At 37.4% G+C, this 13,766-nt stretch carries 12 protein-coding genes; all 12 read left to right on the forward strand.

Translation table 11 applies throughout. The annotated features are described in order from the left end of the window. The first annotated feature begins 27 nt into the window (after positions 1-27). On the forward strand, positions 28-1,254 hold the full coding sequence (locus NL647_RS14895) for a lipopolysaccharide biosynthesis protein (protein ID WP_253650354.1): 1,227 nt from the start codon (positions 28-30) through the stop codon (positions 1,252-1,254). Positions 1,255-1,257: 3 nt separating this feature from the next. After that, positions 1,258-2,346 (forward strand): hypothetical protein, encoded by a 1,089-nt coding sequence (locus tag NL647_RS14900; protein ID WP_253650355.1) that lies wholly within the window; start codon positions 1,258-1,260, stop codon positions 2,344-2,346. Next, a complete protein-coding gene (locus NL647_RS14905; RefSeq protein WP_053301955.1) occupies positions 2,333-3,460 on the forward strand; it encodes a glycosyltransferase in 1,128 nt (375 codons plus the stop codon). Before NL647_RS14900 ends, NL647_RS14905 begins: the two co-directional genes overlap by 14 nt. Next, on the forward strand, positions 3,447-4,565 hold the full coding sequence (locus NL647_RS14910; protein WP_053301954.1) for a glycosyltransferase: 1,119 nt from the start codon (positions 3,447-3,449) through the stop codon (positions 4,563-4,565). The genes NL647_RS14905 and NL647_RS14910 overlap by 14 nt, the downstream gene beginning before the upstream one ends. Continuing rightward, positions 4,558-5,595 carry a polysaccharide biosynthesis protein gene (locus NL647_RS14915; protein WP_053301983.1) on the forward strand — a complete coding sequence of 346 codons (1,038 nt, stop codon included), beginning with the start codon at positions 4,558-4,560 and terminating at the stop codon, positions 5,593-5,595. Before NL647_RS14910 ends, NL647_RS14915 begins: the two co-directional genes overlap by 8 nt. Beyond that, entirely contained in the window at positions 5,596-6,699 is a 1,104-nt protein-coding gene (locus tag NL647_RS14920) for a capsular polysaccharide biosynthesis protein CapF (protein ID WP_029788860.1), read from the forward strand. A 19-nt stretch (positions 6,700-6,718) separates the two neighbouring features. Next, on the forward strand, positions 6,719-7,849 hold the full coding sequence (gene wecB, locus NL647_RS14925) for a non-hydrolyzing UDP-N-acetylglucosamine 2-epimerase (protein WP_025540060.1): 1,131 nt from the start codon (positions 6,719-6,721) through the stop codon (positions 7,847-7,849). A gap of 53 nt (positions 7,850-7,902) precedes the next feature. Beyond that, positions 7,903-9,111, forward strand: a complete 1,209-nt coding sequence (locus NL647_RS14930) for a glycosyltransferase family 4 protein (RefSeq protein ID WP_029788859.1) — start codon at positions 7,903-7,905, stop codon at positions 9,109-9,111. Then, positions 9,108-9,716, forward strand: a complete 609-nt coding sequence (locus NL647_RS14935; protein ID WP_053301953.1) for a sugar transferase — start codon at positions 9,108-9,110, stop codon at positions 9,714-9,716. Before NL647_RS14930 ends, NL647_RS14935 begins: the two co-directional genes overlap by 4 nt. Then, positions 9,716-10,348, forward strand: coding sequence for an acetyltransferase (locus NL647_RS14940; protein ID WP_053301952.1), 633 nt, complete (start codon positions 9,716-9,718; stop codon positions 10,346-10,348). The genes NL647_RS14935 and NL647_RS14940 overlap by 1 nt, the downstream gene beginning before the upstream one ends. 18 nt (positions 10,349-10,366) lie before the next feature. Next, positions 10,367-11,542 (forward strand): DegT/DnrJ/EryC1/StrS aminotransferase family protein, encoded by a 1,176-nt coding sequence (locus NL647_RS14945; RefSeq protein ID WP_053301951.1) that lies wholly within the window; start codon positions 10,367-10,369, stop codon positions 11,540-11,542. 178 nt (positions 11,543-11,720) lie between these two features. Continuing rightward, positions 11,721-13,670: a nucleoside-diphosphate sugar epimerase/dehydratase gene (locus tag NL647_RS14950; protein WP_253650356.1), complete on the forward strand. Its 1,950-nt coding sequence runs from the start codon at positions 11,721-11,723 to the stop codon at positions 13,668-13,670. The last annotated feature ends 96 nt before the right edge of the window (positions 13,671-13,766 follow it).

A 13,766-nucleotide genomic window follows, 5' to 3' on the forward strand; every position in this document is an offset into this window, starting at 1 on the left:
AAGTTTATATGGCTAGGCATTGAGAAGATGGTCAAAAAAGTATTAAAAATCATGCTTGGCAATGGTTCCGCGCAAGGTTTACAGTTATTATTTATACCAATTCTTACTAACCATTACTCCCCGATAGAATTCGGAGAATTGGCTCAGGTTATTGCTTATTCAAGTGTTCTTTGCATTTTTCTGTCATTGCAACTTAATGTTGCAATCGTTGCAACTGACAAAGAAGATGATATTGACTCTATTTTTGGTGGGTATACTCTTGTTTCGACCCTAGGAGTTGTGTGTTTTTTTCTCGTATCTATCTGTACTTTTATTTTTGCTTCCAATGAAACGTGGATTTTTGTAAACCAGTTTTTTTTACTAGCAATATTGATGTCAGCTAATAACTTTTTTAGAGGTGTTGCAATTGCTAGAGAAAAATATAATCTTGTTTCTAGTTGTGCTCTATTTAGGGTTCTCGCATTAATATCTTCTCAATTGATTTTAATTAGCAATGATGAAATAAATGGCCTCATATATGGGTTAATTGTTGGTGAAACTATACTAGCAATATCATTAATGTTTGAAAATATTAAGTATGGTAAAAATTATTCTATTTTAAATTTAAAATTTCATAGGTTAAATCTAAAAGAAATCTGGTCTAATCGCCAATATACTTTATTTGGTAGCTTACAAGAAGCAACTAGTACGCTTATATATTGGTTGCCTATGATGGGGATTGTCTATTACTTTGGAGATTACTATGGAGGTCAATATTCTGTTGTGAGTAGGATATATTGGCCTTTGGTTGTATTAATCTCTAGTGCTATTGCGCAAGTCTTACTTCGAGATCTTAGCCGCTTTCGCCCCCATGATAAAAAATTAACGGCGGGAGGTGTATACAATCATGCAGTAAAAATATTATTCTTACCGTTGCTTTTCTTTGGGTATGTATTGTCTCCTCTCGTTTTTGATGTATTATTTGGTTATGAATGGAAAGAGGCCGTTGTTTATTCAAAATATATTTCAATATTGTGTATTATGTTTCTATACGTGGTGCCGTATCGTGTTCTGTATAGAGTTAAGAAGAAACAAAGTTATTTATTAATAATTGAATTGACTTATCTGCTTGTGTTTTATATTACAGTTTCCCTTCTTTCTCTAAAAGAACCACAAGATTTTTTAATTTTTGTTGTGAGTTTATATGCATTGAAAGTTATTTTTGTAGAGTGCTTTATTAGAAAAATGGTCAATAATGATTTCATTGAAAGGTAAATAATGAAAATTAATCGATTAGCTCCTTTGAATATTGTTGGCTTACAGGTTCTTGTTATAGTTATAGTGGTTTATTTTTTTACTTTTTCATATAATATGCCTTTTGATTATGAACCTGTTGAAGGGTATTTGTACCCTACCAATACTCACGATAACTATGTTTATGTTAGAGAAGCAAATAATATCTCTAGAGGGATAGAGAATATAGGGTTTAATAATAATTTCGGTATCGCTTTTATATACAGCTCTATTTCCGAAATTTTTGTCTATTTTGGGTTGGATTTAAAATATGATGTCCTTTCTTTGTGGGTTAATTGTTTTTTAATATTAGCTTGTTTTATCACATATAAAAAAATCATTAAATTGTTAGGATTGCCATATTATTATGTGTTTAGTTTCTTTCTCTTTTCAAGCTTAATATATTTTGCTCAATTAATTAATAAAGACATATTTACTATATTTATTATATTGAAGGGGGTTGAATTTGCTGTAAAGGGAAGGAAAAAGTCTTTTTTTGTTTTAGCTTTGTTATCTGTTTTTGTTCGAATTCAGCTTCCAGTTTTTTTTGTAGTGTTGGGGTTTTTCTCATTCTTTAAAACTAAAAAATACACGGTTTGGTTATTTTTTATATATACTTTTTTCGCTTTAGTTAATGGTTTTTTTGCGAAATATCAAGGAATGTTTATATCAGAGGAAACTCTATCTGATGGCTTGAGTTATTGGGTTTATTATTTGAACTATAATTACTATGTAGGTTCTTTCTTACTAAACCCTTTAAGAGTAATCCAATATTTTTATGGCTATTTACTATCTTTTGACTTTATTGTTGGTGATAAGTTAGATGTGTCAAGAATAAAAGATTTACCTCAACTTTTATTATTCTTATATTCAGTTCCTTATTTTGTTTTAGCATTTTTAAATTACAATCGCAGTATGAATGACGACCGTTTGCGAGTGTTAATGTCTTGTATTTTATCTTTCTTTTTAGTTTGGTTGTTAAACCCTAGTGTTAGCCCTAGGTATTTGATTAACTTTTTACCGATCATTACACTTATCTCATTCTATTACGGGTTTTATTATGCAAAAAAATAAAATAACTTATACTGGCGCGTTTAGATTTCCCGATAATGATGCCGCGGGGAAAAGAGCTAAGATAATAGCTGATATGCTGTCTAAGAATTACAACTTAACAATTATTAACTGGGGAAGTGAAAGTGATTCTGACAAATTTGAGTATAAGGTTTTAAATTCCCATGATCTTGTATTTAGCAGCAATAGAAACTTTATTGAAAAGATTAAAGATTATGTATTTTTAGGATTTAAATCGATTAAAAATTTTAAATCTGAGTTTACTACTAGTGATTTGGTTATTTTGTATAATCCACCTTCGCTATACTGTTTGATGATGTTGTTCTTATCTAAGATATATAAATTTAAGATTATTCTCGACATTACTGAATGGTATGATTCTACTCACCTTCCTGGTGGGCGATATTCACTTCCATCTTTAGAAAATGGACTAAGAATGCGGGTTATCTATCGTTTGTTTAAGTATCGATGGACTATATCGACGTTTTTGGATGATTATTATTCTAAATTTGGAATGTCTTATAAGTTTCCTCCTGTTTCCGATGAGTTTAAGGTGAAAAATAAAATTAATGATGACTCATTACATTTGATGTATGCAGGTTCTCCGGGTAAAAAAGATAGAGTTGATGATATTCTATTATTCTCTAAAAAGCTCTCAAATGAATGTAACGTTAGATTAAGTGTGTTCGGAATGACTGAAGAAGAATTTAAGGGCATTTATCCTGACACACAGATTGATTCTAATGTGAACTTCTTTGGTCGAGTATCGATGGACGTTATTTATAACTACTATAGTTGCGTCGACTTTGTCGTATTTTTTCGTGAAGATAAAAGATACGCTTGGGCAGGTTTTCCTTCCAAGTTTGTTGAAGCTATATCTTTTGATACTCCAGTGATTACAAATGATGTCGGTGATATAAGTACTTATATTGGTAATGTGGGGTATTTATATTCAGGGTCAGAAGAGGTAATTACTAGTCAAGAGGTTAAAGAGTTGGAGCGTTTAAAGAGTGACATTTATTCTCGCAAGAAATTATGGAGTGATTCATTTGATATTAAGTGTCATAGTAACAAATTAAATAATTTTATTAGAGGCATGTTGGATGATAGTTTTTAATTGTACTACTAATATTGTTGGTGGTGCAGTTCAAAATGCAGTTAATTTTATTAGAGAATTGCATTCGGATGAAGAAAGAGTAGCAAATTATTATTTTTTTCTTAGTTATGAAGTTTATAATCAAGTAGAAGGTTTTATCGATAAAAATAAAGTTTCTGTTTTTAAAACGCCAGCTAGAAGCTTTACAGCGAGATGTGAGATTAAAAAAAAAGCGCAGGAGCTGAAACCACAAGTCATCTATACTTCTGCAGGACCTGCTTATGTTAACTTCGAAAGCTATCATATTATGGGGTGTAGTAATCCATATATACTTGGAGCTAATAAGTATGCTAAGGCTCTAATTGGGAATCCGCTTAAAAAATTTTCAAGATGGTTACATACTAAATATCAAAAATTTTATATATCCAAAGCAAATGCATTTATATGTCAGACTCATGCCTCTAAAAATGCAATGGAAAAGATTGGTATACCAGAAGGTAAAATATTTGTTGTTTATAATTCAATATCTAAAGAATTCTTAGATTATTACAATGAATCTAAAAATTTTATTCCAAAAAAGCACAATTCTAAAGTTAAAGTCATAATTCCTTCTGCCTATTATAAGCATAAGGATCTAGAAAGGATAGCTAAATTATCCGAAGTTGTGAATGATAGATCTTCAATCCGAATCGATTTTTTTCTTACTATTAATCCCAACGACTTTGAGAGAGTTTCTAGTGTGCCGGTTAATAGAAATTATATACATAATTTAGGTCCATATAAGCATTCTGATGCTTTAAAACTATTTTTATCATATGATATTGTTCTTCAACCTAGTGTTTTAGAAGTTTTCTCTACAACATATATTGAGGCTATGGCTACTAGGATGCCTTTACTAGTACCTAAACTCGATTTTACTCAAGACATATGTGGTGATGCGGCATACTATTACGATGTTAACTCAGAGCAGGATTTTGTGGAAAAAATTATTCACATTGCATCAAATTTACATGATTCAAAAAAATATGAAAGTGGTAGGTGTAAAAAACTTTCTATCTATGGTTCACAAAAAGATAGGTTTTCAAAAATAACATCGATAATTGAAGGGGTGCCTGATGATGTTTAATAATAAAGTTCTATTGATCACGGGCGGTACTGGCTCATTTGGTAATGCCGTTTTAGATCGTTTCTTAGAAACAAATATTAAGGAGATTCGTATATTCTCTCGCGATGAGAAAAAGCAAGATGATATGCGTAAAAAATATAACAGCGATAAACTTAAGTTTTATATTGGTGATGTTCGTGATTATCAAAGTATTCTCAATGCTACTCGCGGTGTTGATTACATCTATCATGCGGCTGCGCTAAAACAAGTACCTTCTTGTGAGTTTCATCCTATGGAAGCTGTTAAGACTAATGTATTAGGTACAGAAAACGTTTTAGAAGCAGCTATACAAAACGAAGTTAGACGTGTAGTTTGCTTAAGCACAGATAAAGCTGTTTATCCTATAAATGCTATGGGTATTTCTAAAGCAATGATGGAAAAAGTCATCGTTGCAAAATCACGTAATGTTGACCCAGATAAAACGGTAATATCGGCGACTCGATATGGTAATGTTATGGCGTCTCGAGGTTCCGTTATTCCATTGTTTTTACGTCAAATTATTAATGGTCAACCGATTACAATTACTGACCCTAATATGACTCGCTTTATGATGACTCTTAACGATGCTGTTGATTTAGTCCTTCATGCATTCGAGAATGGTACAAATGGTGATATTTTTGTGCAAAAGGCACCAGCGGCAACGATTGAAGTGTTGGTTAATGCTTTGTTACAGATTACAGATAAGTCAGGTCACCAAGTGAATATCATTGGTACTCGACATGGCGAGAAGTTGTACGAAGCATTGTGTAGCCGTGAGGAAATGTTTGTAGCTCAAGATCAAGGTAACTATTACCGCATCCCATCAGATAATCGAGACCTTAACTACTCAAAATACAATGAAGAAGGTGAAAAAGATCTGTCACTTATTGAGGACTACAATTCTCATAATACAGAGCGTTTAGATGTAGAAGGTATGGTTGAACTATTGCGTAAGCTTGACTTTATTGGCGATATCGAGTCGGGAAGCTTGGTCGTACCAGAGGGTGTATAAATGAAGATTGTTGTAACAGGAGCAAAAGGTTTCATTGGAAAAAACCTTTGTGTCATGCTTCGCGAACATGGTTATGAAGACCTTGTTGAAATTGACCGTGATACCACAAGTGAGCAAACGACTCACGCGTTAGCAGAAGCTGACTTTGTTTATCACTTAGCCGGAATTAATCGCCCAAAAACAGAAGCGGAATTCCAAGAGGGCAACGCCGATTTTACTGACTTTGTTGTGGAGCAACTGAAAGCCAGTGGCCGAAAGACGCCTCTTGTGGTGAGTTCTTCCACTCAAGCTCTTCAAGACAATGCGTATGGACAGAGCAAACGCTCTGCAGAGCAGAGTGTTGAGCTCTATGGACACGAGAGCGGTGCGTCTTTTTATATCTACCGTTTTCCTAACGTATTTGGGAAATGGTGCCGCCCAAACTACAACTCATTTGTTGCCACTTTCTGTTACAACACACTCAATGATCTAGATATTACCATCAACGACCCTAAAGCTTCAGTAACGCTTGTTTATATCGATGACGTTTGTCGTAGCTTAATTGCTTTACTTGATGGTACTGAGCCGAGCGGGGCTAAAGTCGTTTCACCGGAGTACCCAACCACAGTTGGTGAGGTTGCAGATTTACTGCGAGCTTTTAAAGAGAGTCGAGATAACTTAGTCACGGAAGATGTGGGGACAGGATTGGTTCGTGCATTATACTCGACTTACTTAAGCTATATGTCGCCTGAGCAATTTAGCTATACCATCCCAAGTTATGGTGATGAGCGTGGTGTGTTTAGCGAGATGCTAAAAACAAAGCAGGCAGGCCAATTTTCTTTCTTTACCGCGCACCCTGGGATAACTCGAGGTGGGCACTATCACCACAGCAAGAATGAAAAGTTCCTTGTCTTAAAGGGTAAAGCTCGCTTTAAGTTTGAGCACATCGGGACGGGTGAGCGCTATGAGTTGGAGACAGAAGGCTGCGCTCCTCAAATCGTCGAGACAGTGCCAGGTTGGTCACATGACATCACGAATATTGGCGAAGAAGAGATGATCGTTATGCTTTGGGCAAATGAGATTTTTGACCGAGAAGCGCCAGATACCTTTGCGTTCCCACTGTAAACCTTGAAGAGAAACAAAAATGAAGAAATTAAAAGTCATGTCGGTGGTTGGCACACGCCCTGAGATTATTCGTCTGTCTCGTGTGTTGGCAAAATTGGATGAGCATTGTGAGCATATTCTAGTGCACACCGGTCAGAATTATGACTTCGAGCTTAATGAAGTATTCTTTAACGACTTAGGGGTCCGTAAGCCGGATTACTTTCTTAATGCAGCTGGCAAGAACGCTGCTGAAACCATTGGTCAGGTCATTATCAAAGTGGATGAAGTGTTGGCAGAGATAAAGCCGGAAGCTATGTTGGTCTTAGGTGACACCAACTCTTGTATTTCTGCCATTCCAGCGAAACGCCGTAAGGTGCCTATCTTTCATATGGAGGCAGGCAATCGCTGTTTCGATCAGCGAGTCCCTGAAGAGACCAACCGCCGTATTGTCGATCATACCGCAGACATTAATCTTACTTACAGCGCGATTGCTCGTGATTACTTGTTAGCGGAAGGGCTTCCAGCTGATCGCGTTATTAAAACGGGCAGTCCAATGTTTGAGGTGTTAAACCACTACATGCCTCAAATCGATAACTCAAACGTACTTTCGCGACTTGGTTTACAGAAAGAGCAGTTTTTTGTAGTTAGCGCTCACCGAGAAGAAAATGTTGACTCACCTAAGCAACTAGCAAAGTTAGCAGAGACGTTAAATACGGTTGCAAGTCACTATGATCTTCCAGTTATAGTTTCTACTCATCCGCGTACTCGTAATCGTATTGAAGCTCAAGGTCTTGAGTTCCACCCAAATATTCGATTATTAAAACCTTTAGGTTTTCATGACTATAACCATTTGCAAAAACACGCGAAAGCGGTTCTTTCTGATAGTGGTACTATTAACGAAGAATCGTCAATTATGAACTTCCCTGCATTAAATATGCGTGAAGCTCATGAACGCCCTGAAGGTATGGAGGAAGCTTCAGTAATGATGGTTGGCTTGGGTGTAGAACGAGTAATGCAGGCGTTAGGTGTTTTAGAGTCTCAATCTAGAGGCGAAGAACGACAACTACGTCAAGTTTACGATTATTCAATGCCAAACGTCTCTGATAAAGTGGTACGTATTATTCATTCATATACTGACTATGTAAAACGAGTTGTTTGGAAAGAATATTAATTTCAAATGGGGCTTGTATACACTATTACAAGCCCTTAACTATAATAACCAAAATGAAAATATTATTATTAACGCAATGGTTTGAACCAGAACCTACATTTAAAGGATTGCTTTTCGCCCAAGAGTTGAGAAGGCAAGGTCACGAAGTAGAGATTTTAACTGGTTTTCCTAACTATCCCGGAGGGAAAGTTTATGATGGCTATAAAATCTTACCTTACCAGAAAGAAGTATTAGATGGATTTACAATACATAGAGCGCCTCTGTATCCTAGTCATGACTCTTCAGCAATCAAGCGTATACTAAACTATCTATCATTTTCTGTTAGTTCGACAATTATTGGTTTGCTTAAAGTACGAAGTGTCGATGTTATTTATAGTTATCATCCACCTTTAACCACAAGTATTTCTGCTGCATTGTTGGGGATTTTTAAGCGGACTCCTTTCGTTATAGATATCCAAGACTTATGGCCAGATACTTTAGCAGCAACAGGAATGTTGAATAATAAAAAGGCTTTAAAAATTATTAGTTTGGTCTGTAAGTTTGTTTACAAGCGCGCATCAAAAATAGTAGTTTTATCGCCGGGCTTTAAAAAGCGTTTGGTCTCGAGAGGTGTACCAGATAGTAAAATAGAAGTTATATATAATTGGTGTAATGAGCCTGCATTAAATAATTATGAAAAATGCAAAGTAAGCTTACCATCTAATGGGAAGTTAAATCTGGTTTTTGCTGGGAATTTAGGTTTGGCACAAGGGCTACCTGCAATTTTAGATGCGGCAGAAATTCTCATGAAAAAGGAAATTGATGTCAATGTTGTTTTTGTTGGTGATGGTGTTGCCAAGAAAGATGCTGTTCAAATAAGTCAAGACAAGAAGTTAACGAATACTTTCTTTCTACCAAGAGTACCAATGAACCAGGTAGGGAGCCTGCTAAATGATGCGGATATGCTTCTAGTGCATTTAAACGACGAAGAACTATTTAGGATCACTATTCCTTCTAGAACACAAGCGAATTTGGCAATCGGTAAACCGATCATTATGGGAGTAAGTGGTGATGCTGCTGATTTAATTGAACAATCTGAAGCTGGAGTAACATGTAAGCCTAACAATCCAGAGTCTTTAGCTGATGCGATTAATTCCGTGGTTTGTAAATCCCCGTTAGAGCTTGAGAAGATGAAAAAGAATGCAAAACATTTCTATTATGAAGAGTTGTCTTTAAAAAAAGGTGTGGAACGTTTTATTTCGGTTTTTAAGGAGGTCTTGTGAAAAGAATGTTAGACGTTGTCTTGTCTTTTGTAGCATTAATTACTCTTTCTCCTATTATTGTGCTAGTTGCTTGGAAGATTCGTAAAAACCTTGGTTCTCCAGTTTTGTTCCGTCAAACGCGTCCAGGCTTAAATGGTAAACCTTTTGAAATGGTCAAGTTTCGTACTATGAAGGATGCGGTGGATCAACAAGGGAGTCCACTTCCTGATTCTGAGCGTATGACTCCCTTTGGCGATAAGCTGAGAAATAGTAGCTTAGATGAACTCCCAGAACTATGGAATGTGTTAAAAGGGGAAATGAGCTTGGTTGGGCCTCGTCCATTACTCATGCAATACTTACCGCTTTATAGCAAAGAACAATCAAGGCGTCATAATGTTCGTCCTGGGGTAACTGGTTGGGCGCAAGTTAACGGGCGTAATGCAATCAGTTGGGAAGAGAAGTTTAAGCTCGATGTTTGGTATGTGGAAAATCAGTCTTTTTGGCTAGATATAAAAATTATTTTTTTGACTGTTAAGAAAGTATTAGTAAAAGAAGGTATATCTGCAGATGGCCATGCGACTATTGAGCCTTTTACAGGTCAAGAGCACCGAGAGCGTGATAAGTAATGAAACGTTGTGCAATTTTGGGCGCTAGTGGTCATGGTAAAGTTGTTGCTGAAATAGCAGAACTAAACGGTTATAACGAAATTACATTTTTTGATGATCAATGGCCTAACCTTACTTCTGTCGCTCACTGGAAAGTACTAGGCGATACCAATACACTTTTACGTAGGGCGAAAGAGTATGATCTTACTATAATTGCTATAGGTCATAATGCTATCCGCATTAGTAAACAGCGAGAACTAAGCCTTGCAGGGGCTTACTTTAGCGTTGTTGCTCATCCTAGTGCTGTAATAAGCAAATACGCTAATATTGGAGTTGGGACTGTAGTGATGGCGAATGCTGTAATTAACGCTTTTAGTAATATAGGAATGAGTTGTATCATCAACACAGCATGCACTATCGACCACGATTGTAATCTCGCAGATGGCGTACACATTAGCCCTGGTGTAAACTTGGCTGGTGGGGTTGAAATAGGCGAAAATTCTTGGATTGGGATCGGTAGCCAAATTAAGCAACTGATTGTCATCGGTCATGATACGATTGTTGGTTGTGGTTCAACTGTTATAAACAATATTACTAGCTCTCAAGTAGTTGTGGGCTCTCCTGCTCATAAACTTATTAAATCAAAACAATAAAATTTATTAGGTGGCATCGTGCTTAATACACCATTTTCTCCATGGCCTTCTTTTTCCCGAGAAGAAGCTGATGCAGTCAGCCGCGTGCTGCTGTCAAACAAAGTTAACTACTGGACAGGTAGCGAGTGTCGAGAGTTTGAAAAAGAGTTTGCAACGTGGGTTGGTTGCGAATATGCAGTTGCTCTCGGTAACGGGACGCTTGCACTAGATGTGGCATTGAGGGCTCTGGGAATTGGTGACGGGGATGAGGTCATAACCACACCAAGAACTTTTCTTGCTTCGGCATCATCGATTGTAACGTCGGGAGCTTCACCTGTTTTCGCTGATGTGGATTTAAACAGCCAAGCAATTAGTGCGGAATCAATAAAAGCAGTACTCACATCAAAAACAAAAGCAGTTATTGTGGTACACCTTGCTGGCATGCCAGCAGAGATGGATGCCATCATGGCATTATCTGAGCAGTATGGGTTTTACGTCATAGAAGATTGTGCTCAAGCTCATGGCGCTAAATATAAAGGTCGTAGTGTTGGCACTATTGGGCATATTGGTGCTTGGTCTTTCTGTCAAGATAAGATCATGACAACAGGTGGTGAGGGGGGCATGGTTACAACTAATGATAAAGCATTGTGGTCAGCTATGTGGTCTTACAAAGATCATGGTAAGAGTTTTGATGCTATCTATAACCGCGAACATTCGCCGGGCTTCCGTTGGTTACATGAAACCTTTGGTACCAATTGGAGAATGACTGAACTGCAGGCAGTGATTGGTCGTATCCAGCTAACGCGTATGAATAAATGGACTGCTTTGCGTCAAGCGAATGCCGAAAAAATAGATGAGGCCGTTGCAGATTTAACAGTGGTTCGTCGAGTTGAAGTGCCGGAATATTGTGAGCATGCAGAATATAAGCATTATTTGTTTGTGGAGCCCGAAAACCTTGCTGAAGGGTGGACCCGAGATGGCATTATTGAAGCTATTCTTGAACGTGGTGTCCCTGCTTATCAAGGTAGTTGCTCTGAAGTGTATCTGGAAAGAGCATTTGATGGTACGCCTTGGCGCCCAGTTGAGCGCTTGAAAAACGCTGTTAAATTGGGCGAAACTAGTTTGATGTTTTTAGTTCATCCAACCTTGACAGAGCAAGAGGTTGATAAGACCTGTCAAGTCATACGAGAGATTTTGTTGCTGGCGCAAAAATAGGTCAGTAGACATATTAAGGGGCTTTAATGCTAAGCTCCTTGTTTGCTCATCGAGTTTGTATGACAAGTAACCTAAAGTGAACCATGAAATTAACATTCTAATGGAGATAATAGTGTAAATGTGGATGTTTTACTTACACTTTAAATTATTATGAATGCTACTAACAAATAGAAATACTATGCAACGTCTACAATTTATATGGCAACTTTCGCGGACTAACAAAAGAATTGTCAGTGTTCTGATTGATATTATGTTGATCTTCATGGCTTTTCATTTGGCAATCTTAGTTCGTTCTGGAGAAACCAATTATTTTACTTATCCTGTTGTCTGGGGGATTCAAATTGCAGTGACAATTGTCACGATTGCTGTTTTTGCTCGCTTAGGGCTCTACAGAGCAGTTCTTCGTTATCTTACTTTTCAAGCTTTATTTGTAGTGACAGCTGGTGCGGTCATTTCTGCTACGCTCGTAGCTGCCCTTAGTTTCTACATGAGTGACCCGTTTCCTAGGACAGTTCCTATCATTTATGGTGCATTTCTTGCTCTTTTCTGTGGAGGTCCCCGTGTTATTGTTCGATCTTTGATTGCTCAAAGCTATTCAACGCAGAGTAAAGAAGTTCTAATTTATGGGGCGGGATCGGGCGGTCGGCAGTTAGCGATGGCATTAAGAAGTAGTGGAGACTACCGTGTAAGAGCATTTATTGATGGTGACTCAACTCTTTGCAACACCATGATATTGGGTTTACCTGTTATTGCCATTGAAGATGCAATGCCTATCATCAATAAATATGACGTTTCTCAAGTTTTACTAGCTGTGCCAAGTGCTAAGCGTTCACGTCGTAAGGTCATTCTAGACGAATTAGCTAAGTTACCTGTTGAAGTACTCACAGTCCCAGATATGACAGACATTGTTTCTGGGAAAGCCAAAATTGATGAGCTTAAGGATGTCGCAATTGAGGACTTGCTAGGGCGTGACCCAGTAGCGCCTCAACAAGTGTTGTTAGAAGCTAATATCAAAGACAAAGTGGTTATGGTGACAGGTGCAGGTGGTTCTATTGGCTCTGAATTGTGTCGTCAAATTGTGGAACAGTCACCTAAGTCTATTATTTTATTTGAATTGTCTGAGTTTGGTCTATATCAAATTGATCGCGAACTAAATCAACTTAAGATTGAAAAAGGGCTCACTTGCGACATTATTCCTTTGTTGGGTTCTGTTCAGCGTCAACATCGTCTAGAAACGACAATGTCTTCTTTTAAAGTCCAAACGGTATATCACGCAGCAGCATATAAACACGTTCCATTAGTCGAATTTAACGTAATTGAGGGTGTGCGTAATAATATCTATGGGACTTATTATACTGCGTGCGCGGCGATTAAAGCCGGTGTTGAATCATTTGTATTAATCTCTACAGATAAAGCCGTCCGTCCTACTAACGTGATGGGGACAACTAAACGCATGGCAGAACTTGGTCTGCAGGCTCTTGCTGATCAAGAAAATGCAAAACCAAATGGCACTCGATTCTGCATGGTACGATTTGGCAACGTCCTCGGCTCTTCAGGCTCCGTGATTCCTGTGTTTAAAAAGCAAATCGCATCAGGCGGGCCAGTAACCGTGACTCACCCAGAGATCACTCGTTTCTTCATGACCATTCCTGAAGCTGCACAGCTAGTTATTCAAGCTGGAGCAATGGGTAAAGGAGGCGATGTATTTGTTTTAGACATGGGTGAGTCAGTAAAAATTACAGACTTAGCAAGTAATCTCATTCAGTTATCTGGTCTTGAAGTAAAATCTGAAGTTAACCCTCATGGTGATATCGAGATTCAATTCTCAGGACTTCGTCCTGGTGAAAAACTTTATGAAGAACTACTCATTGGTGACAATGTAAAGCAGACGGCGCATGAACGAATCATGACGGCTCATGAGGTGCATTTACCTCTGGAAGAATACGACCTATTGTTGAATGAACTTGATTTTGCCTGTCATAGTATGGATCACGAAAACATTCGTACATTACTATTGAATGCTCCAACAGGCTTTAATCCTACAGATGGTATTGGCGACTTAGTTTGGAACCATAACCAATCTGAAGTTGATTATTCAGACTCTATAAAATTTATAAGTCAATCTTAATCTCTGAACTTAGGTAAGTTTATTGAACAATTAAATAGAATTTAAGGACAGCCGAACTCCTTCTGTTAGGTTATTCTGCTTATTGTGGAAGTCGTT

The sequence above is a fragment of the Vibrio sp. Y29_XK_CS5 genome (assembly GCF_024181835.1).
Taxonomy (GTDB): Bacteria; Pseudomonadota; Gammaproteobacteria; order Enterobacterales; family Vibrionaceae; genus Vibrio; species Vibrio harveyi.

Excerpts from the sequence above, each read along its gene's own strand:
- NL647_RS14940 (WP_053301952.1), top strand. The coding sequence starts at position 9,716 with ATGAAACGTTGTGCAATTTTGGGCGCTAGTGGTCATGGTAAAGTTGTT.
- wecB (WP_025540060.1), top strand. The coding sequence starts at position 6,719 with ATGAAGAAATTAAAAGTCATGTCGGTGGTTGGCACACGCCCTGAGATT.
- NL647_RS14930 (WP_029788859.1), top strand. The coding sequence starts at position 7,903 with ATGAAAATATTATTATTAACGCAATGGTTTGAACCAGAACCTACATTT.
- NL647_RS14950 (WP_253650356.1), top strand. The coding sequence starts at position 11,721 with ATGCAACGTCTACAATTTATATGGCAACTTTCGCGGACTAACAAAAGA.
- NL647_RS14895 (WP_253650354.1), top strand. The coding sequence starts at position 28 with ATGGTCAAAAAAGTATTAAAAATCATGCTTGGCAATGGTTCCGCGCAA.
- NL647_RS14915 (WP_053301983.1), top strand. The coding sequence starts at position 4,558 with ATGTTTAATAATAAAGTTCTATTGATCACGGGCGGTACTGGCTCATTT.
- NL647_RS14920 (WP_029788860.1), top strand. The coding sequence starts at position 5,596 with ATGAAGATTGTTGTAACAGGAGCAAAAGGTTTCATTGGAAAAAACCTT.
- NL647_RS14900 (WP_253650355.1), top strand. The coding sequence starts at position 1,258 with ATGAAAATTAATCGATTAGCTCCTTTGAATATTGTTGGCTTACAGGTT.
- NL647_RS14905 (WP_053301955.1), top strand. The coding sequence starts at position 2,333 with ATGCAAAAAAATAAAATAACTTATACTGGCGCGTTTAGATTTCCCGAT.
- NL647_RS14910 (WP_053301954.1), top strand. The coding sequence starts at position 3,447 with ATGATAGTTTTTAATTGTACTACTAATATTGTTGGTGGTGCAGTTCAA.